The 19345-nt window shown below is 74.6% G+C and carries 17 protein-coding genes and 1 pseudogene; 5 read left to right on the top strand and 13 right to left on the bottom strand.

Going from position 1 to position 19345, the window contains the following annotated elements; translation table 11 throughout:
* Window positions 1-34 precede the first annotated feature (34 nt).
* Both ABD994_RS16050 and ABD994_RS31690 read right to left on the bottom strand, forming a co-directional pair.
* Window positions 35-439, bottom strand: a complete 405-nt coding sequence (locus tag ABD994_RS16050) for a WHG domain-containing protein (RefSeq protein ID WP_425550072.1) — start codon at window positions 437-439, stop codon at window positions 35-37.
* A 9-nt stretch (window positions 440-448) separates the two neighbouring features.
* Window positions 449-622: pseudogene (locus tag ABD994_RS31690) on the bottom strand (TetR/AcrR family transcriptional regulator); the annotation flags it as partial.
* A gap of 26 nt (window positions 623-648) precedes the next feature.
* Here ABD994_RS31690 and ABD994_RS16045 point away from each other — a divergent pair.
* Window positions 649-1380 carry an SDR family oxidoreductase gene (locus ABD994_RS16045; RefSeq protein ID WP_345416694.1) on the top strand — a complete coding sequence of 244 codons (732 nt, stop codon included), beginning with the start codon at window positions 649-651 and terminating at the stop codon, window positions 1378-1380.
* A 58-nt stretch (window positions 1381-1438) separates the two neighbouring features.
* Here ABD994_RS16045 and ispG read toward each other — a convergent pair whose 3' ends face one another.
* The 8 genes from ispG to ABD994_RS16005 all read right to left on the bottom strand — a co-directional run bounded on the left by ispG (window position 1439) and on the right by ABD994_RS16005 (window position 11122).
* Window positions 1439-2602 carry a flavodoxin-dependent (E)-4-hydroxy-3-methylbut-2-enyl-diphosphate synthase gene (gene ispG / locus ABD994_RS16040; RefSeq protein ID WP_345416689.1) on the bottom strand — a complete coding sequence of 388 codons (1164 nt, stop codon included), beginning with the start codon at window positions 2600-2602 and terminating at the stop codon, window positions 1439-1441.
* Between the two features lie 84 nt (window positions 2603-2686).
* Window positions 2687-4006: a M50 family metallopeptidase gene (locus ABD994_RS16035; RefSeq protein WP_345416861.1), complete on the bottom strand. Its 1320-nt coding sequence runs from the start codon at window positions 4004-4006 to the stop codon at window positions 2687-2689.
* Window positions 4007-4073: 67 nt separating this feature from the next.
* On the bottom strand, window positions 4074-4940 hold the full coding sequence (locus tag ABD994_RS16030; protein WP_345416686.1) for an HAD-IIA family hydrolase: 867 nt from the start codon (window positions 4938-4940) through the stop codon (window positions 4074-4076).
* Window positions 4933-6393 (bottom strand): biotin carboxyl carrier protein, encoded by a 1461-nt coding sequence (locus tag ABD994_RS16025; RefSeq protein ID WP_345416683.1) that lies wholly within the window; start codon window positions 6391-6393, stop codon window positions 4933-4935. The genes ABD994_RS16030 and ABD994_RS16025 overlap by 8 nt, the downstream gene beginning before the upstream one ends.
* On the bottom strand, window positions 6393-7760 hold the full coding sequence (locus ABD994_RS16020; RefSeq protein WP_345416680.1) for an acetyl-CoA carboxylase biotin carboxylase subunit: 1368 nt from the start codon (window positions 7758-7760) through the stop codon (window positions 6393-6395). The genes ABD994_RS16025 and ABD994_RS16020 overlap by 1 nt, the downstream gene beginning before the upstream one ends.
* The gene (locus ABD994_RS16015; RefSeq protein ID WP_345416677.1) at window positions 7757-8236 is read right to left on the bottom strand and encodes an acetyl-CoA carboxylase biotin carboxyl carrier protein; all 480 of its coding nucleotides are present in this window, start codon (window positions 8234-8236) and stop codon (window positions 7757-7759) included. Before ABD994_RS16015 ends, ABD994_RS16020 begins: the two co-directional genes overlap by 4 nt.
* Window positions 8237-8240: 4 nt before the next feature.
* Window positions 8241-9305, bottom strand: a complete 1065-nt coding sequence (locus tag ABD994_RS16010) for a PEP/pyruvate-binding domain-containing protein (RefSeq protein ID WP_345416674.1) — start codon at window positions 9303-9305, stop codon at window positions 8241-8243.
* Window positions 9302-11122, bottom strand: coding sequence for a PEP-utilizing enzyme (locus ABD994_RS16005; protein ID WP_345416670.1), 1821 nt, complete (start codon window positions 11120-11122; stop codon window positions 9302-9304). Before ABD994_RS16005 ends, ABD994_RS16010 begins: the two co-directional genes overlap by 4 nt.
* Window positions 11123-11234: 112 nt before the next feature.
* Here ABD994_RS16005 and ABD994_RS16000 point away from each other — a divergent pair, with 112 nt between their 5' ends.
* Window positions 11235-12050 carry an IclR family transcriptional regulator gene (locus ABD994_RS16000; RefSeq protein ID WP_345416667.1) on the top strand — a complete coding sequence of 272 codons (816 nt, stop codon included), beginning with the start codon at window positions 11235-11237 and terminating at the stop codon, window positions 12048-12050.
* A 7-nt stretch (window positions 12051-12057) separates the two neighbouring features.
* Here ABD994_RS16000 and dxr read toward each other — a convergent pair whose 3' ends face one another.
* Entirely contained in the window at window positions 12058-13227 is a 1170-nt protein-coding gene (dxr, locus tag ABD994_RS15995) for a 1-deoxy-D-xylulose-5-phosphate reductoisomerase (protein ID WP_345416664.1), read from the bottom strand.
* 93 nt (window positions 13228-13320) lie between these two features.
* Here dxr and ABD994_RS15990 point away from each other — a divergent pair, with 93 nt between their 5' ends.
* The gene (locus ABD994_RS15990; RefSeq protein ID WP_345416661.1) at window positions 13321-13626 is read left to right on the top strand and encodes a DUF2631 domain-containing protein; all 306 of its coding nucleotides are present in this window, start codon (window positions 13321-13323) and stop codon (window positions 13624-13626) included.
* Window positions 13623-15608, top strand: a complete 1986-nt coding sequence (locus tag ABD994_RS15985) for an APC family permease (RefSeq protein ID WP_345416658.1) — start codon at window positions 13623-13625, stop codon at window positions 15606-15608. The genes ABD994_RS15990 and ABD994_RS15985 overlap by 4 nt, the downstream gene beginning before the upstream one ends.
* 86 nt (window positions 15609-15694) lie before the next feature.
* Here ABD994_RS15985 and ABD994_RS15980 read toward each other — a convergent pair whose 3' ends face one another.
* Window positions 15695-17077: an FAD-dependent oxidoreductase gene (locus tag ABD994_RS15980; protein ID WP_345416655.1), complete on the bottom strand. Its 1383-nt coding sequence runs from the start codon at window positions 17075-17077 to the stop codon at window positions 15695-15697.
* Window positions 17078-17130: 53 nt separating this feature from the next.
* Between ABD994_RS15980 and ligD the strand changes: the two genes are divergently transcribed.
* Entirely contained in the window at window positions 17131-18075 is a 945-nt protein-coding gene (gene ligD / locus ABD994_RS15975) for a non-homologous end-joining DNA ligase (protein ID WP_345416652.1), read from the top strand.
* Between the two features lie 7 nt (window positions 18076-18082).
* Here ligD and ABD994_RS15970 read toward each other — a convergent pair whose 3' ends face one another.
* On the bottom strand, window positions 18083-19342 hold the full coding sequence (locus ABD994_RS15970) for a GNAT family N-acetyltransferase (RefSeq protein ID WP_345416649.1): 1260 nt from the start codon (window positions 19340-19342) through the stop codon (window positions 18083-18085).
* Window positions 19343-19345 lie beyond the last annotated feature (3 nt).

Raw genomic sequence — 19345 nt, 5'->3', positions numbered from 1 at the left:
GCTCCCGGCGCCGGGGCAGCCACCGCCGCCCCGGTCAGGCCCCAATCATCGCCCGGGCGGCCCGGGTCGCGCGGGTCGGGGTGTCCTCGTCGGTGACGCGGTCGGCGGTGAGGAAGCCGTCGCGGTCGAGCGTCGCGTAGCCGTGAGCCAGCGCCACGAGCTGCTCGACGAGCCGCAGCGCCTCCGCCGGCGAGGTGCGCACCTCTCGCGCCAGGCCGATCAGCTCGTCCATCACCGCACGGCCGGCGCGGGCGAGGTCCTCGTCGTCGAGGCGGCGCAGCGCCGGGGTGAAGACGACGTCGAGGCCCACCCCGTGCGCGGTCACGAAACCGGCGTAGGCGCCGGTCGCGGCGGCGAGGCGCTCCGCGGGGTCGGGGCCCGCGTCCCGCGCCGCGGCCTGCAGCGCCGCCGCGAGCTCGGCGGCCGCCCGGGTGGCGATGGCCGCCAGCAGCCGGTCGCGGTCGCCGAAGTGCCGGTAGGGCGCGGCGGTGCTGACGCCCACGCGCCGCGCCAGCTCGGCGACCGAGAAGCCGGCCGGGCCGACCTCGCCGAGCAGCCCGAGCCCCGCCCCGACGAGCGCGGCCGGCAGGTCGCCGTGGTGGTAGCGCCCTCTCCCCGGCATGTGAGAACCCTAGTACATTGATGGATGTGACAGACCTCTTACACGACGGTGTGGCCGGCAAGGTCGTGGCGATCACGGGCGCGAGCAGCGGGATCGGCGCGGCCACCGCCCGGCTGCTCGCCGCGCGCGGGGCGCGGGTCGTCCTCGCCGCCCGACGCGACGAGCGCCTGGCCGAGGTGGCGGGCGGCGTCGACGGGGAGGTCGTCACGCGCGTCACCGACGTGCGGCGCCGCGCGGACCTCGCCGCGCTGGTCGACCTCGCCCGCGAGCGCTTCGGACGCCTCGATGTGCTGGTGGCCAGCGCGGGCGTCGCGCACGTGGCACCGGTCGACGACCTCGCCGTCGAGCACTGGGACGAGATGCTGGACGTCAACGTGCGCGGCGTGCTGCACGGGATCGCGGCGGCGCTGCCGGTGTTCCGGGCGCAGGGCAGCGGCCAGTTCGTCACCGTGGTGTCGACCGCCGGCCTGCGCGTCGTGCCCGGGCAGGCGGTCTACGCCGCGACCAAGAACGCCGTGCGCACGCTGTGCGAGGGCCTGCGCCAGGAGGCGGGGCCGGACCTGCGCGTCACCGCGGTCTCCCCCGGCGTCACGGACACCGAGTTCATCGTCGGTGCCGGCGAGCCCGACGTCGTCGCCCGCTACGCGGCGATGGCCATGCCCGCCGACGCCGTGGCGCGGGCGATCGCCTACGCGATCGAGCAGCCGCCGGGCGTCGACGTCAACGAGATCGTCGTGCGCCCGACGGCCCAGTCCTGAGCGTTGATCGAAGTCCCGTTACGGACGCTGAGCGTCAGCGACAGCACTTCGCTGACACTCAGCCGACCGTCACCGTCGGGGTGCCGCCGGCCTGGTTGCCGGCGAGCTCGTCGTCGCCGGCCTCCTCGGCGAGGCGCATGGCCTCCTCGATGAGGGTCTCCACGATCTGCGCCTCGGGCACGGTCTTGATGACCTCGCCCTTGACGAAGATCTGGCCCTTGCCGTTGCCCGACGCCACGCCCAGGTCGGCGTCGCGGGCCTCGCCGGGACCGTTGACGACGCAGCCCATGACGGCCACGCGCAGCGGCACCTCCATGCCCTCGAGGCCGGCGGTGACCTCGTCGGCGAGCTTGTAGACGTCCACCTGCGCGCGCCCGCAGGACGGGCAGGAGACGATCTCGAGCTTGCGCGGGCGGAGGTTCAGCGACTCGAGGATCGAGAGCCCGACGCGGACCTCCTCGATCGGCGGCGCCGAGAGCGAGACGCGGATGGTGTCGCCGATGCCGCGCGAGAGCAGGGCGCCGAACGCGGTGGCGCTCTTGATCGTGCCCTGGAACGTCGGCCCGGCCTCGGTGACGCCGAGGTGCAGCGGGTAGTCGCACTGCTCGGCGAGCAGCTCGTAGGCGCGCACCATCGTCACGGGGTCGTGGTGCTTCACCGAGATCTTGATGTCGTGGTAGTCGTGCTCGGCGAAGAGCGAGGCCTCCCACAGCGCCGACTCGACCAGCGCCTCCGGCGTCGCCCTGCCGTGCTTCGCCATGATCGACGGCTCGAGCGACCCGGCGTTGACGCCGATGCGGATCGGGATGCCCGCGTCCTTGGCGGCCTTGGCGATCTCGCCGACCTTGTCGTCGAACTTCTTGATGTTGCCCGGGTTCACGCGCACGGCGGCGCAGCCGGCGTCGATCGCGGCGAACACGTACTTGGGCTGGAAGTGGATGTCCGCGATCACGGGGATGTTGGACTTCTTCGCGATGGCCGGCAGGGCCTCGGCGTCGTCGGCGGAGGGCACGGCGACGCGCACGATGTCGCAGCCCGCGGCGGTGAGCTCGGCGATCTGCTGCAGCGTGGCGTTGACGTCGGCGGTCAGCGTCGTGGTCATCGACTGCACCGACACCGGGAAGTCGCTGCCCACACCGACCCCGCCGACGTGCAGCTGGCGCGTGCGGCGGCGCGGCGACAGCACCGGCGGCGCTTCGGGCAGACCCAGATCGACGGTCATCTCTCTCCTCGACGAGGGTGGATTCGTCTCCACCCAGTCTCCCCCAGAACCCGCGGGTCCGCCGGTGGCGCGGCTTACAGCGGGTTACAGGGGCAGGTCGATCGGGTTGACGATGTCCGCCACGATCACCAGCAGCCCGTAGGCCATGATCACCGCGGCGAAGCCGACGCCGATCGGCATGAGCCGCGCCAGGTCCACCGGGCCGGGGTCCGGACGGCCCCGCAGCCGCGCGATCCGCTTCTTGATCGCCTCCCACACCGCCGGCAGCACGTGCCCGCCGTCGAGCGGCAGGATCGGCAGCAGGTTCAGCAGGAAGAGCGACAGGTTCACCGCGGCCAGCAGGTTGAGGAAGATCGCCAGCTCCTCCAGCACGGCCTGGTGCTGCTCGAGCACCTGCCCGCCGAGCACCGAGACCCCGACGACGCTGACCGGCCCCTCGGCGTCGCGCTTCTCCCCGAGGAACACCGCCCCGAACAGGCCCGGGACCTTCTCCGGGAGGTGGGCGACGGCCTCGACCGTGCGCCCCAGCAGGACCCCACCGGCCCCGATCACGGCGCCGACGTCCTGGCGCACCAGCGGGCGGGCCGGCTCGATGCCGAGGAACGACGCCGTGACGTAGCGCGGCTCGTCGGCCGGGGCACCCTCCGGCGGCGGCGTGAGGTCGGGCACCTGGTTGTCGATGAGCGTCGGCGTCAGCGTGACCTGCTGCGGCCCGGCCGGCGTCTGGCGCTCGACGACGACCGAGACGGTGCCCCGGGCCGCGCGGATCGCGTCCACCAGCGGCGCCCACTCGGTGTACGGGCGGCCGTCGAAGCTGACGATCCGGTCGCCGGGCAGGAAGCCCGCCTGCGCGGCCGGGGTCGGCGGCGCGCCGGGCGGGCACTGCGTCGTCTGCGCCTGCGAGGCGGGGAGCACGCACTGGCTGACCGTCTGGACGACCGGCTGCGCGGTCGGCACCCCGATCGCCATCAGCGTCACCGCGAACAGCGCGATGGCCAGGATCAGGTTCATGAACGGGCCCGCGAGCATGACGACGATCCGCTGCCACGGCTTGCGGGTCCAGAACTGGCGGTCCTCGTCGCCGGGCTCGAAGTCGCGCACCGAGTCGGCGCGGACGTCGTCGATCATGCCTTGGAACGGTCCGGAGCGGCGGCTGCGCCCGATCCGCTCCCCCGGCGCCGGGGGCACCATCCCGATCATGCGGATGAAGCCGCCGAGCGGGATCGCCTTGAACCCGAACCGCGTCTCACCCCGCTTGACCGAGAGCACCGTCGGTCCGAAACCGACCATGAACTCCGGCACGCGGATGCCGAACATGCGGGCCGTCGAGTAGTGGCCCAGCTCGTGCCACGCGATGGAGAGCAACAGCCCGATCGCGAAGAGCACGATCCCGACAACGAGCATCACGGCGGGCCACGGTAGCCGCGGCCACGGTGTGCCCTGCGTGGGGTCCCGCCCGCCGCGCGTCCGGTCAGCCCGTCAGGAGCCCGCCCAGGGCGGCGACGTCGGGCAGGTCGAGGTGCGGCCGCAGGTGTTCCGGCCGGTCCGCGAACGCGTCCGGGCCCCCGATCCCGGTGCGCACGGCGACCGCGAACGCGCGCCCCTTGTGGGCCATCGGCACCTCCAGGCCGGGGTCGTCGCCGACCACGGCGAGGTCGGTGACCGGGAGCCCGAGGTGGCGGGCGCAGGCCCGCAGCGCCGGCAGGGACGGCTTGCCGACGACGGTCACGCGTGCGCGGGCGACGTCGCGCAGGACCGCGCTGATGACCCGCGAGCTGCCCAGCGTGCGTCCCTCCGCCGTGGCGAAGAACGGGGAGAGCGACGCGCTGTAGACCCGCGCGCCGTCGAGGGCCGCGAAGCACGCGGCCTCGAGCGCCTCGAACGTGAGCTCCTCGCGGTACCAGCCCGCCAGCACGGCGTCGGCGCTCGTGCCGCGCAGGGGCGGCACCGTCTCGATGCCCGCAGCCTCGAGCGGCTCGACGACGCCCTTGCCGCCCAGGACCATGACGCGGCGGTGCCCCCGGCGCGCGAGGAGCGCCGCGGCCGCGGTGGCCGGGGTCAGCACGACGTCGTCGGCGACCGGGAAGCCGGCGCGCTGCAGCGCGTGGGCGCACTCCGCGGGCGTCTTCACGGTGCCGTTGGTGAACACGCAGAACGGCGTGCCGCGCTCCCGCAGGGCCTCGACGAAGCCGACGGCGCCGGGCAGGGCCCGGATGCCGTGATTGTTGCGGTCCCCCAGGACGAGCGTGCCGTCCATGTCGAGCACGAAGCCGCGGACCGCGCGCAGCCTTTCGAGCACGGCCGCGGGGACGTCAGCCGGGACATCGCTGTCAGCCACGGCGCACCGACAGCCGCATCCCGGGCTTGGTGATCGCCAGGTCGTGCACGGCGGGGCGGCTGCCGAGCTCCCGGACCAGCGAGAGCACCCCGGTGAGCTCCGGGTTGTGGTGGCCGGCCGCCGGACCGGCCGCGACCATCGCGTCGACCTGCTCGGCGGGCATGTGCGCCCGCAGCAGCAGCTCCTCGTCGCTCATCGCCGTGCCGAACGTCCGGCGCAGCTCCGCCGGCGACGGGGGCGGCGGCTCGGCCGCCAGCTCGCGGGCCCGCGCCCGGCCCAGGACGCGGTCGAGCACCTCGGGCTCGATGGGGGCGCTCGGGCGCCCGAAGCTGCCCTGCGCGTAGCGGATGACCTGGTCGGGGACGGTGGCCCAGCGCTCGCCGACGAGGTTGAACAGCGCCTGGGAGACCACCATCTGCGGGAACGGGGTCACCATGATCGGGTGGCCGAGCTCGGCCCGGACCCGGCCGACCTCGGCGATGAGCTCGTCGAACCGGTCCGCCATGCCGATCTCGCGCAGCTGCCGGCGGGTCGTCGACATCACGCCGCCGGCGATCTGGTGGTGCAGGAACGCCGCGTCGAAGTCCTGCGGCCGGCCGGCGGGCAGCTCCTCGGCGGCCGCGAGCCGGTCGACGTAGGTGCACGCCAGGTCCAGCGCCCGGTCGTCGACGTCGACGGTGTGGCCCATCTCGCGCAGGTTGGCCACGGTGCGCCGGACCTCCGGCAGCGAGGAGCCGTTGCCGCCCGCGCCGCACCCGGTCTGCACCACCTCGACACCCAGGTCGGGCGCCATCGCGTAGGTCTGCGGGGAGAGCCCGATCGTGGCGTGCGAGTGCAGCTCGAGCGGGGTGCCGGCGAGCGCCGCGCGCACGGCCGGGAGCAGGGTGCGCGCTCGCTCGGCGGTGAGGATGCCGGCGGGGTCCTTGACGTACACGCGGTCGACGTCGGGACACGCGCGCATCTGGCCGGCGATGTCGGCGTAGAAGGCGTCGTCGTGGACCCCGCTGATCGTGTAGGTCAGCGCGCCGACGACCTCGTCGATCCCGGCCTTCTTCAGCCGCCGGGCGGTGGCCCGGGCGGCGTCCATGTCGTGCATCGGGTCCAGCACGACGACGCGGTCGATGCCGTTGGCGGCGAGCCGGTCGTACACCAGCTGCATCGTGTCCGGGTGGGAGTTCTGCCAGCTGATGAAGCGGAAGCCGGTGCCGATGAACTGCAGCTTCGTCCGCGGCATGAGCGCCCGGGTGCGCCGGAACAGCGCCCACGGGTCCTCGCGGAACGTCCGCACGAGCATGCCCATCGCGGTGCTGGAGCTGTAGTCGAGCGCACGGAAGCCGACGCGCTCGAGCAGCGGGGCCACGCCCAGCACGTGCGCGCTGCGCAGCCCCGCGGCACCCCAGAGGCTCTGGTTGCCGTCGCGCAGCGTGACGTCGACGAGCCCGACGTCGGCCATCAGCGCACCTCCGCCGGCTCGCGGTCGCGCCCGGCGAGGAACCGCTCGAAGAACGCGGTGTCGACGCCGCCGGCGACGAACTCGGGGTCGTCGAGCAGCGCCCGGTGCAGCGGCGCCGTCGTCACGACCCCCTCGATGCGCAGCAGGTCCAGCGCCGCGCGCATCCGCGCGAGGGCCTCGTCCCGGTCGGCGCCGTGCACCACCAGCTTGGCCAGCAGCGAGTCGTAGTGGGGCGGCACGACCGACCCGCCCTGCACGTGCGTGTCCACCCGGATGCCGTCGCCGATCGGGAGGACCACGCGCTCGATGCGCCCGGGCGCGGGACGGAAGTCGCGCGTCGCGTCCTCCGCGTTGATCCGGCACTCCAGCGCGTGCCCGGAGAGCACGACGCCGTCCTGGCGCAGCCGCAGCGGCAGCCCCTCGGCCACGGCCAGCTGCTCGGCGACGAGGTCGATCCCGGTGATCATCTCGGTGACCGGGTGCTCGACCTGGATCCGGGCGTTCATCTCCAGGAAGTAGGACGTCCCCCGCTCCGGGTCGTGGAGCAGCTCGACGGTGCCCAGCCCGCGGTAGCCCAGGTGCGTGGCCAGCGCGAGCGCGGACGCGGCCACGGCGGCGTGCACGGACGCGGGCAGCAGCGGCGCGGGGGCCTCCTCGACCAGCTTCTGGTAGCGCCGCTGCACCGAGCAGTCGCGGTCGCCGAGGGCGATCGCGGAGACGCCGTCGCCCAGGACCTGCACCTCGACGTGGCGCCCGCGGGCCACGTAGCGCTCCAGGTAGACGCGGGGGTCGCCGAACGCGGCCGCCGCCTCGGACACGGCGACGTCGAGGGCGGCCGGGAGCTCCTCGGCGGTGGGCACCAGCTTCATGCCGCGCCCGCCGCCCCCGCCGACGGCCTTGACCAGCAGCGGGTAGCCGACCTCGGCGGCCACCGCCCGCGCCGCCGGGAGGTCGGCGGCCTCGCCGCCGGGGACCACCGGCAGGCCGGCGTCGAGGGCGTGCCCGCGGGCGGTGAGCTTGTCCCCGACCGCGCGCAGCGACGCGACGCTCGGGCCGACGAACACCACCCCCGCCTCGGCGCACGCCTGCGCCAGTACCTGGTTCTCGGACAGGAAGCCGTAGCCCGGGTGCACCGCGTCCGCCCCGGTCGCCACCGCCGCCCCGACCACCGCCGCGGGGTCGAGGTACGACGCCGCGGCGGGCGCCGGCCCGAGGCGCACGACGCGGTCGGCCTGCCGCGCGGGCAGGCCGTCGAGGTCGGCGTCGGATGCGGCGAGCACCGACTCGATCCCGAGCCGGCGGCACGTGCGGATCACCCGCGAGGCGATCTCGCCCCGGTTCGCGACGAGCAGGCGGCGGATCCTCACGCCGGCCCCCCGGACGGCGCCACCACGAGCAGGACGGCGTCGGTCTCGGCGAAGGTGCCGTTGTCGGTGCGGAACTCGGTCACCGTCCCGGCCACCCCGGCGTGCACCGGGGTCATCATCTTCATGGTCTCGACGATGCCGACCACGGTGTCCTCGGCGACCTCGTCGCCCACCTCGACGAACGGCGGCTCCCCGGGCCGGGGCGCCCGGTAGAACGTGCCGAGCAGCGGCGGGTGCACCGCCACCGTGCCGGCGGGCACCTCGGCCGGGGCCCGCTCGGGGGCGGGCGCGGCCACCGGCTCGGCGTCGCGGTCGAGCACCGGACTGCGCAGCACCTGCTGCTCGACCGTCCAGCCGGCCGCGCCCTCCCGGCGGACCGTGAGCGTGAGGTCGGCGAGCTCGAGGTGGAGCTCGTCGAGGCCGCTGGAGTCCAGGGCGTGCAGGACGTCGCGCAGGTCGTCCGGGGTGAGGTCCACGGGCTCAGGCCTCCGTCCGGCGGGCGCCGCCGAGCGCGTGCAGGACGTGGTCGAAGGCGCGGGCCGCGGGCGCGGCCGTCGTCGGCGCGGCCGCGTCCTTCGCCGCCCACACGGTCTCCGGCCGGCTCTGGAGCAGCACGATCCCCTCGGCGTCGATCGCCCACTCGACGTCCTGCGCGCACCCGTGGTGGGCCTCGACGCGCCGCGCGAGCGCCACCAGCTCCCCGATCTCCTCGTCGGTGACCGCGGGGACGTCGCGCAGCTCGTCGGGGACGTCGCTCTCCACCACGCCCTCGCCCGCGGGGTCGGGCTCGTGGCGGCGCAGCTTGGTGGCGACGGTCCGGCGCGTGATCTCGCCCGTGACCTTGCTGGCGACGAACGAGTCCGGGGTGACGTCGCCGCCCACCACGGCCGAGCCCAGGCCCCAGCTCGCGTCGATGGCCACCACCGAGCGGTCGCCGGTGCGCGGGCTGCGGGTGAACATGACCCCGGAGCTGCGCGCGTCGACCATGCGCTGCACGACGACCGCCATCGCGAGGTCGGTCTCGGGGATGCCGCGGCGGAGCCGGTAGGTCACCGAGTCGACGCCGTAGAGGCTCGCCCAGCAGCGCCGCACGTCGCGCAGCACGGCGTCCTCGCCCCGCACCCGGAGGTAGGTGTCCTGGACGCCGGCGAAGCTGTCCGCCGCACCGTCCTCGCCGGTGGCGCTCGAGCGCACGGCGACCGGCGGGTCGGCCTCCGGCCTCGCGAGGCGGCGGTACGCACCGGTCACCGCCGCGACGACGTCCCCGGGCAGCGGCGCCGACTCCACCGCGGCCCGCAGGTCGGCGCAGGCGTCCCGCACGGCGTCGCCGTCGTCCGGGTCGAGCGCGGCCACCCGGGCGCCGAGGTCGAGCGCGGCCACCGCCGTCCGGAAGGCACCGGTGGCGACGACGAACCCCGGCGGCACCCGGATGCCGGCGCGCAGCAGCTCGCCGAGGCTCGCGCCCTTGCCGCCGGCGAGGGCGACGTCGTCGCGCCCGAGGTCGGCGAGGTCCACCACGAGGGGGGTCACGGACGGCCCGCTCACCGGAGCACGGTGACGAGGCCGCGGTCGCCGTCGACGCGGACGCGGTCGCCGGTGCGGATGGTGGCGGTGGCCTGGCCGGTGCCGACGACCGCGGGCATGCCGTACTCGCGCGCCACGATCGCGGCGTGGGACATCGTGCCGCCGATGTCGGACACCGCGGCGGCGATCTTGCCGAAGACCGGGCCCCAGCTGGGCGCGGTCACCGGGCAGACGAGGACCTCGCCCTCGCGGATCGCGCCGATGTCGTTGACGCTCATCAGCACGCGGGCGACGCCCTCGACGACGCCGGGCGACGCCGCGTAGCCGCGGACGGTGTCCTCGTCCTGGTCGTCCGCGCCGAGCCAGGTCGCGATCGTCTCGTCGGTGACGCCCCAGAGCATCTGGACGGCCGGGTCGTTCATCGCCTCGGGCACCGGGCCCAGGGCCGGCGGCGGGGACCACCCGGCCAGGGCCGCGACGATCTCCTTGCGGCGCGCCACGATCGGCCGCCAGTGCGCGGCGCCGTGCTCCGTCCCGCCCGAGGCCCAGGCGAGCTGCACGTCGGCCAGGGCGTCCTCGACCTCGAGGTGGCGCAGGTGGAAGACGTCGTCGGCGTCGGCGAGCACACCGCGGTCGGCCAGCAGCCGGCCGAAGGCGCGGATCTTCTGGAAGAAGCGGGTCGTGAACCAGTGCTCGCAGTAGAACTTGTGCGACTCGATGTAGGGGAACACCTGCCGGCACAGCCCGAGCATCTGGTCGAACGCGGCGCGCTCGTCGTCGGAGCCGAGCAGCGCTCGGTGCTCGTCGGCGATCCGCTCCCGCTCCTGCGCGAGACGCTCGGTCGGCCGCGTCAGGTCCGCGCCGGCCCGGATCTGCTCGACGTAGCGGGGCAGGGCGGCGAACGGCACCGTCAGGTCGTCGGCCCACGAGAGGTGGTGGTGGTAGAAGCCGTCACCGACCGAGACGTTGAACCACGGGTCCTTGGCCTCCTCGAGCGCGGCCAGCCAGCGCCGGCCCGCCTCCCCGCGCTCGCCCAGGCCGCCGAGCACCTTGTCGGGGTCGCTGCCCTCGACGAACAGGTCGGCGAGGTCGAGCTCGACGGCCAGCGCGGCGAGCTTCTTCAGCTCGTCGTCCGGCCAGTACATCGTGACGTCCATGCCCGCGACCATCCGGGCCACCGTCTGGTCGCCGATCTCGGGGAAGGCCGTCCGGCAGAAGTCGAAGAAGACCACGTAGGCGCCGTAGCCGAGCATGAGGAACTCGGTGTGGTGGTGCCACATCTTCGAGTACAGGTCGATGCAGCGGTGGAACTCCTCGCGCAGCAGGTGGTTGCTCGCGTAGCCCCGGGAGCCCGTCACCACCGACAGGTCGTCCAGCTCGCCGAGCACGGGCACCTCGACCCCCTCGATCTCGGCGATGAGCGCCTCGATGCGCCGCTGCCAGCCGTCGTAGAGCCGGTCCCAGTTCGCGTAGTAGTGGCCGGCGCGCTCCTGGAAGTCGGTCAGGCGGGCCTCGACCTGCGCGGGGTCGGTCACCGGGTTGGCGGTGATGTAGACCCGGCCGTTGACGATCCGGTACTCGATGCCCAGCGTCGTCGGGAAGCTGAACAGGCGGGCCGTGTTCGCCCCGATCGCGGTGTAGGGGATCTCCGAGGTCAGCCCGTCGAAGGCCGGGACCACCTCGGGGAAGTGCATCGAGTTGTAGAACCAGAAGCGCCCGTCGTCCTCGGGCCGGAAGCGCGAGAAGTACGGGTACATCTCCTCCCAGCCCTCGGCCCCCGGCACGGCCCCGATCGCGGACGGCAGCGGGAACGCCCGCTCGCCGGGTGTCTGGGGCATGGCGGCTCCTCCGCGGGGTGGTGACGGTGGTCGGACCGTCGCCCGGCCCCGGGCGTGACGCAACGCACGCCTTCCGTCGCACGGAAAGGGAGTCGGGACCTAGCATCGCGTCGTGCCGTCCGTGCCGTCAGTGCCCCCTGCGCGCCGACCGCCGATCCGGACCGCCCCCGGCCGCTCGGCCACGTCGCGGGCCCTGTCCGCGCTCGACGCGTTCGACGACGGCCACCGCACGCTGACGCTCTCCGCGATCGCCCGTCGCGCGGGGCTGCCCGTCGCCACGGCCCACCGCCTGGTCGGCGAGCTGTGCGGCGCGCGGCTGCTCCACCGCCGTCCCGACGGCCGCTACGAGGTGGGCGCGCGGGTCTGGCAGCTCGGGCTCCTGGCGCCGCCGACGTCGCTGCGCGAGGCCGCCCTGCCCCACCTCCAGGACCTCGTCATCACCACCGGCCGGACGGTGCACCTGGCCGTGCTCGAGGGGCCGCGCGCGCTCATCGTCGAGCGCCTGGCCAGCTCGCGGACGCAGTCCACCCGCCACAGCCCCGGCGGCTACCTGCCATTGCACTGCACGGCGGTGGGGAAGGTGCTGCTCGCGCACGCGCCGCCCGCGCTGTGCGCGGAGGCCCTGCGCGCGCCCGCCCGCTACACCGACTGGACGGTGACCGATCCCGCGGTGATCCGCCGCCAGCTCGCCGCCATCCGCGCGGCCGGCTTCGCGCAGACGAGCCAGGAGCACCGCCGGGGCACGTGGTCGGCGGCGATGCCGGTCACCGGGCCGTCCGGGGTCGTCGCCGCCCTCAGCGTCCTCGCCCCGCTCACCGCGCCGCGGCGCGCCGACGCGCTCTCGCCCCTGGCCGCGGCCGCGGCGGCGCTCAGCGCGACGGTCCTCGACCTGGACCTCGACGGGATGACGGGCGAGCCGGCGTCCTGACCGGCCGTCAGCCGACCGGCGCGCCGAGCAGATCCCCCGCCCGGCGCCGCGCCCACGCCTCGGCGGCGTGCACGTCCTCGACGTCGCGGGGGTCGGCCACCCACTCCCCCGCGCCTTCGAGGACGGCGGCGAGGGTCTCGTCGATGCCGGTCCAGGCGCAGCGCCCGGCGAGGAAGGCGGCGACGGCCTCCTCGTTGGCCGCGTTGAACACCGCCGGCAGGCACCCGCCCGCGCTGCCCGCGGCGCGGGCGAGGCCGAGCGCCGGGAAGGCGTCGGTGTCGACGGGCTCGAACGTCCAGCTCGTCGGGTCGGCGAACGTCTCGGGGCGGCTCGCGCCGGCCAGGCGGTCCGGCCAGCCGAGCGCGAGCCCGATCGGCAGGTGCATGTCGGGCGGGCTCGCCTGGGCGATCGTGGCGCCGTCGGCGAACGTCACCATCGAGTGGATCATCGACTGCGGGTGCACGACGACGTCGATGCGGTCGTAGGGCACGCCGAAGAGCAGGTGCGCCTCGATGAGCTCCAGGCCCTTGTTGACCAGCGTCGACGAGTTGAGGGTCACCACCGGCCCCATCGCCCACGTCGGGTGGGCGAGCGCCTCGGCGACGGTGACGCCCGCCAGGTCGGCGCGGGTACGGCCGCGGAACGGGCCGCCCGAGGCCGTCAGCACGAGCCGGGCGACCTCCTCGGGCCGTCCCCCGCGCAGGCACTGCGCGAGCGCGGAGTGCTCGGAGTCGACGGGGACGATCTGGCCCGGCGCGGCCGCGCGCAGCACCAGCGGCCCGCCCGCGACGAGCGACTCCTTGTTGGCCAGCGCCAGCGTCGATCCGGCGGCGAGCGCCGCCAGGGTGGGCGCCAGGCCCCGGGAGCCGTCCATGGCGTTGAGGACGACATCGGCGCCACTGCCCGCGAGCTCGGCCGCGGCGCCGGGCCCGGCGAGCACCTCGGCGCCGGTCCGCCCGCGCAGGTCCGCGGCGGCGGCGGGCTCGGCGACCGCGACGACGGGGACGCCGAACTCGGCGGCCTGCGCGGCGAGCAGGTCGGGACGCCCGCCGCCCGCGGCGAGGCCGGTCACGACGAACCGGTCGGGGTGGGCGCGGACGAGGTCGAGCGCCTGGGTGCCGATCGAGCCGGTCGAGCCGAGGAGGACGACCCTGCGCGGGCCCGGGGGTGTGCTCATCGCGTCTCATCATCACCGGCCGCCGCGGCGCGCGACAGGTGGGAGCGCGATAGGTTGGGCCGGCACTGCGACGACGATCCCCAGGAGCTCCTCGTGGCCTCGAACAGCCCGGCCCGCCAGCACCAGGGCGGCGGTGGCGTCGCCCACCGCGACGACGAAGCCGTCGTCGTCAACGGCGTCTCCTCCGACGACGAGCCGTCGGTGGAGTGGGGCTGGCACGGCCACTACCCGAAGGTGGCCCGGTTCGCGGGCTTCGTCGTGGCCGCGGTCCTGCTGATCATGCTGTGGGGCAACCACGTCGGCCGCCAGGAGGACGTCTGGCTGGTCGTGCTGGCCATCGGCTTCTTCGCGCTGTCGCTCGGCGCGATCATCCGCTCGCGGACGTCCTGGCGGCGGTGAGCGCCCCGCCCGCCCCGCCCGCCGACACCACCGAGCGACCGGGACGGCCGTCCGCGCTGCGGCACTGGCTCCTCGACGGCCTGACCGACCGCGGCTCGCAGTACTCCGGGCCCCACGCGCGCCCGCGCCCCGAGACCGAGGGCAAGCCGTGGTGGCGCGTCATGTGCCTCACCGGCGTCGACTACTTCTCGACGCTGGGCTACCAGCCCGCGGTGGCGGTCGTGGCCGCCGGGGTGATCTCACCGATCGCGACGCTGGTCCTCGTGGTGGTCACCCTGGCGGGCGCCCTGCCGATCTACCGCCGGGTGGCGCGCGAGAGCCCGCACGGCGAGGGCTCGGTGGCGATGCTCGAGCGGCTGCTGTCGTACTGGTGGGCGAAGCTGCTGGTGCTCGTCCTGCTCGGGTTCGCGGTCACCGACTTCCTCATCACGATCACCCTCTCCACGGCCGACGCGACGGCGCACATCGTCGAGAACCCGCTGATCGGCACCGCGCTGCACGGGTGGGAGGTCCCGCTGACGTGCGCGCTCATCGTCCTGCTCGGCGTCGTGTTCCTCATGGGGTTCGCCGAGGCCGTCGGCATCGCCGTGGTGGTCGTCGGGGTGTTCCTCGCGCTGAACCTGGTGGTGGTCGCCGGGTCGCTCTACCGCGTGTTCACCGAGCCGACGCGGATCGCGGACTGGAGCGAGGCGCTCACCACCCAGCACGGCAACCCGCTGGTCATCGTCGCGATCGCCCTGGTCGTCTTCCCCAAGCTCGCGCTCGGCCTGTCGGGCTTCGAGACCGGCGTGGCCGTCATGCCGCTGGTCCGCGGCGCCGAGGGCGACACGCACAAGGACCCGGCCGGGCGGATCGCCGGGGCGCGCAAGCTGCTCACCACCGCCGCGCTGATCATGAGCGTGTTCCTGGTGACCTCGAGCTTCGCCACCACGTTGCTCATCCCGCTCGACCAGTTCGGACCGGACGGGCAGGCGAACGGCCGCGCGCTCGCCTATCTGGCCCACGAGCAGTTCGGCCCGGTGCTCGGCACGGTGTACGACCTCTCGACGATCACCATTCTCTGGTTCGCCGGCGCGTCGGCCATGGCCGGGCTGCTCAACCTCGTGCCGCGCTACCTGCCCCGGTACGGCATGGCCCCGAACTGGGCGCGCGCCGTGCGGCCGATGGTGCTGGTGTTCACGGCGCTCGGCATCGTCATCACGATCGTCTTCGACGCCAGCGTCGACGCCCAGAGCGGCGCCTACGCCACCGGCGTGCTCGTGCTGATCACGTCGGCGGCGATCTCGGTGACGCTCTCGGCGCGCAAGAAGCAGCAGCGCCGGGCGACGATCGGTTTCGGGATCATCGCCGCCGTCTTCGTCTACACCACGATCGCCAACATGATCGAGCGCCCGGAGGGCCTCAAGATCGGTCTGCTGTTCGTGGCCCTGATCTTCGTCGTCTCCTTCGCGTCGCGGGCGCTGCGCAGCACGGAGCTGCGCATCAGCGCCGTGCACCTCGACAAGACCGCCCGGCGCATCGTCCGCGAGGCCCACCAGCAGGACCCGGAGGCCGCGATCCGGCTGGTGGCGAACGAGCCGGGCCGCCGCGACAAGAAGGAGTACGAGGAGAAGGAGCTCGAGGAGCGCCTCGACCACCACATCCCCTCGGGCGACGTCGTGGTCTTCGTCGAGATCACCGTGGACGACCCCTCGAACTTCGAGGAGGAGCTCTACGTCCTCGGCGAGGAGCGCCACGGCTACCGCATCCTGCGGGCCCGCAGCGCGACCGTCCCGAACGCCATCGCCGCGCTGCTGCTGCACCTGCGCGACGTCACCGGGCGCGTGCCGCACGTCTACTTCGAGTGGGACGAGGGCAGCCCGGCCACCAACATCGCCCGCTACCTGCTCTTCGGCGTCGGCGAGGTCGCGCCCGTGACCCGCGAGGTCCTGCGCGAGGCCGAGCCCGACCGCGACCGCCGCCCCGCGGTCCACGTGGGCTAGCTGCTCGCGCCAAGGAGTGCGGTAGTCAGCGCTCCTCCGTCGCGCTGCCTACCGACCTCCGGCGCGTCCTGTGGTCACCTCCACGGCTAGACCGGGGAGGCCGGGATCGCGCTCTGGACCTCCTTGGCCGCCTTGCGCGCGGCGACCAGGACGGCGTCCCAGACCGGCGAGAACGGCGGGGCGTAGGAGAGGTCCATGAACGTCATCTCCTCCACCGTCATCGCGTTCCAGATCGCGGTGGCGAAGACGTCGATGCGCTTGCCCGAGCCCGCCCGCCCGACGATCTGCGCCCCGAGCAGGCGGCCGGTGCGCTGCTCGGCGAGCAGCTTGACCGTCATCATCTCCGCACCCGGCCAGTAGCCGGCCGTCGTCGTCGACTCGACGGTGGCGCAGACGTAGCCGAACCCGGCGGCGTCGGCCTCGGCCTGGGACAGGCCCGTGCGCCCGATCTCCAGGCTGCACACCTTGCTGATCGCCGTGCCGATCACGCCGGGGAACGCGCCGTAGCCGCCGGCGATGTTCGTGCCGATGATCCGGCCGTGCTTGTTGGCGTGCGTGCCGAGCGCGATGTGCACGTTCCGGCCGGACAGGCGGTGGTGGACCTCGACGCAGTCGCCGCCGGCCCAGACACCGGGCGCGACCTGCATGCGCACGTCGGTGACGATGCCGCCGGACGGCCCGGTGGGCAGCCCCGCGTCCGCGGCGAGCTGGGCGTTCGGCTTGACCCCCAAGCCCATGATCACGATATCGGCGGGGTACACCGTGTCCCCGGCCCGCACGGCCTTCACCCGGCCGTCCTCGCCGACGTCGAAGCCGTCGGCGGCGGTGCCGGTGACCACCGTCATCCCGATGTCCTCCATGGACTCGCGGATCAGCGCGCCCATGTCCGGGTCGACCTGCGTGAACGGCTCGGGGGCGTGCTCGATGACCGTCGTCTCCAGACCCCGCGCGACCATCGCCTCGGCCATCTCGACGCCGATGTAGCCCGCGCCGACGATGACGGCGCGGCGCCGGTCCCCCGCGGCGAGGTCCTTGACGATCTCCTCGCCCTGCTCGAGCGACTGCACCCCGAAGATGCCCTGCGCGTCCGCCCCGTCCAGCGGCGGCACGGTCGGCACGGCGCCGGTGGCGATGACCAGTTCGTCGTAGCCGAGCTCGTAGGTGTCCCCGTCGTCGACACCGCGGACGCTGACGGTCCGCTTCTCGGTGTCGATCGCGGTGGCCTCGGTGCGCATGCGCACGTCGATGCCGGCCTCGCGGTGCTGCTCGGGCGAGCGGGCGACCAGCTCGTCGCCGTCGGAGACGTGTCCGGAGATCCAGTAGGGGATCCCGCAGGCGGAGTACGACGTGTAGTGGCCCTTCTCGAGGACGACGACCTCGAGCTCGCCCTCCCCCGCGTGACGCAGGGCCGTCGACGCGGCGGACATCCCGGTGGCGTCACCGCCGAGGACGACGATCCGCTTGCTCATGGGGCTCCGTTTCCGTGCGAGGGGTCGACCGGCACCAGCGGTACGGTGCGCCCGTGGCCGACGCTGTCGAGATCGAGGTGGACGGCCGGACCGTGCGGCTGACCAACCCGGGCAGGGTGTACTTCTCGGCACGGGGAGAAACCAAACTCGACCTCGCCCACTACTACCTCGCGGTCTCCGACGGCATCGTCCGCGCGCTGCGCGACCGGCCCTGCATGATGCACCGCTTCCCCACCGGGGTCGACGGCGAGAAGGTGCACCAGAAGCGCCTGCCCAAGGGCGCGCCCGACTGGGTGCCGACGGTCCGCGTGCGCTTCCCCCGCTACAACCGCACCGCCGACGAGCTGTGCGTCGCGAGCCCCGCCGACGTGATCTGGGCGGTGCAGATGTCGACGGTGGAGTTCCATCCCTGGAACAGCCGCGCCGCCGACGTCGAGTCGCCCGACGAGTGGCGCATCGACCTCGACCCGATGCCCGGCGTCGAGTTCGGCACCGTGCGCCGGGTCGCCGCGGTGGCCCGCGAGGTCCTCGACGACCTCGGTGCCGTCGGCTACCCCAAGACCTCGGGCGGCAAGGGCCTGCACGTCTACGTGCGCATCCGCCCCGAGCACTCGTTCACCGAGGTGCGCCGCGCGGCGCTCGCGTTCGGCCGCGAGGTGGAGCGCCGGGCGCCCGACCTCGTCACCACCGCCTGGTGGCGCAAGGACCGCGCGCCGGGGACCGTCTTCCTCGACTGGAACCAGAACACCCGCGACCACACCATCGCCTCGGCCTACTCGGTGCGCGGCACCCCCGAGGCCCGGGTCTCCGCGCCGGTGGCGTGGGACGAGATCGACGACGTCGAGCCCGGCGACTTCACCATCGCGACGATGCCGGCCCGCTACGCCGAGCTCGGCGACCTGCACGCCGGCATCGACGAGGACGTCTTCGACCTGCGCGTCCTGCTCGAGTGGGCCGACCGCGACGACGGCGTGCCCGACGAGCCGCCCGAGGTCTAGACGCGGTCTAGAAGCGGGTGCCGTTCCACGGGACCGACGGGGGCGCGAGCAGCCGCGCGAGGCGGCCGGCCGCGCCGGCGGTGAGCTCGTCGAGCCGCCCGGTGCGGGCGAGGACGCGCGGGTCGACGCCGCCGAGGTAGAGCGAGCCGAGGGTGGCGGCGTCGCACGCGACGTCGGCCTCGGCGTCGGTGGGACCGGCCGCGGGTGCCACGGGGTCGGTGGTGTCGAGCGCCCAGGTGCCGGCGGCGTGCCCCGCCGGGTCGTGGACGCGCAGCACCAGGCGGTCGGCGACCGGGTAGCGCCGCGCGGCCAGGGCGGCCGGCACGTCGAGCAGCCGCAGCCACAGCATCTCCCGCGGCCCGTCGAAGCGGACCGCGCGCGGGTCGGTGAGCAGCCACGGCAGCGGCTCGTCGACCGACGCCTCGGACCAGGTCACCGTGCCCGCGAGATCCAGCGAGCACAGGTGGCGCCACAGCTCGCGGTACGACTCCGGGGTGGTGGCCTGCAGGTCGTGGACGGCGAGGGTCGCCGAGCCGGTGCTCCACCAGCCCTCGGCGACGCCGTAGACGACGTAGCCAGCGGGGCGGCCCGTGGCGTCGGACCACCCGACGGCGTAGCGCGGGGAGGAGTCGTACACGCCCCCCGAGATCAGCGTGGTCCAGGACGCCGCCGAGCGGTCCATCGCCCCGGGGTGGCGGCGGCGGGCCCGGTCCTGCAGGGGCGCGGCCGCGGCGGCGAAGCCGGCCGGGTCGAGGGTGCGCAGCCGGCCGGTCGGGCCGGGGTCGCGGAACACCGCGGCGCGGGTGTCGAGGCGCAGCGCGCGCGTCCACGTCGCGACACCGAAGCCGAAGCGCTCGTAGAGCGAGCCCTGGGTGGAGGTGAGCGCGGCGACGGGCGTGCCGGCGCGCGCGGCCTCGGCGAGGTCGTCGACGAGCACGGCGCGCAGCAGCCCGCGACGGCGGTGGGTGGCCCGCACGCCGATCGAGGTGACCGCGTCGGCGGCGACCTCCCCGCCCGGGACGCTCATCCGCGCGTCCCACGAGCGCAACGTCGCGACCGGCGCGGTGTCGCCGGGCTCGTAGACCCCGCGCAGCCGCTGCCCCGCCATCGTCGCGGCCTGCGTGGCGACGGACTCGGGCGTCGGCCGCGGGCCGAGGAACGCCGCGGCCATCGCGCGGATCCAGGTCGCGGTGTCCGCGTCCGGGGCGCCCTCGGTGCCGGACGGGACGAGGCGGTGGACCTGCCAGCCGCCCGCGGGGACCGTCACGGC

Source organism: Actinomycetospora chlora, assembly GCF_039542135.1.
Classification (GTDB): Bacteria; Actinomycetota; Actinomycetes; order Mycobacteriales; family Pseudonocardiaceae; genus Actinomycetospora; species Actinomycetospora chlora.
The sequence above is the reverse complement of the archived record's forward strand: the minus strand, read 5'-3'. Positions and strand labels throughout refer to the sequence as shown.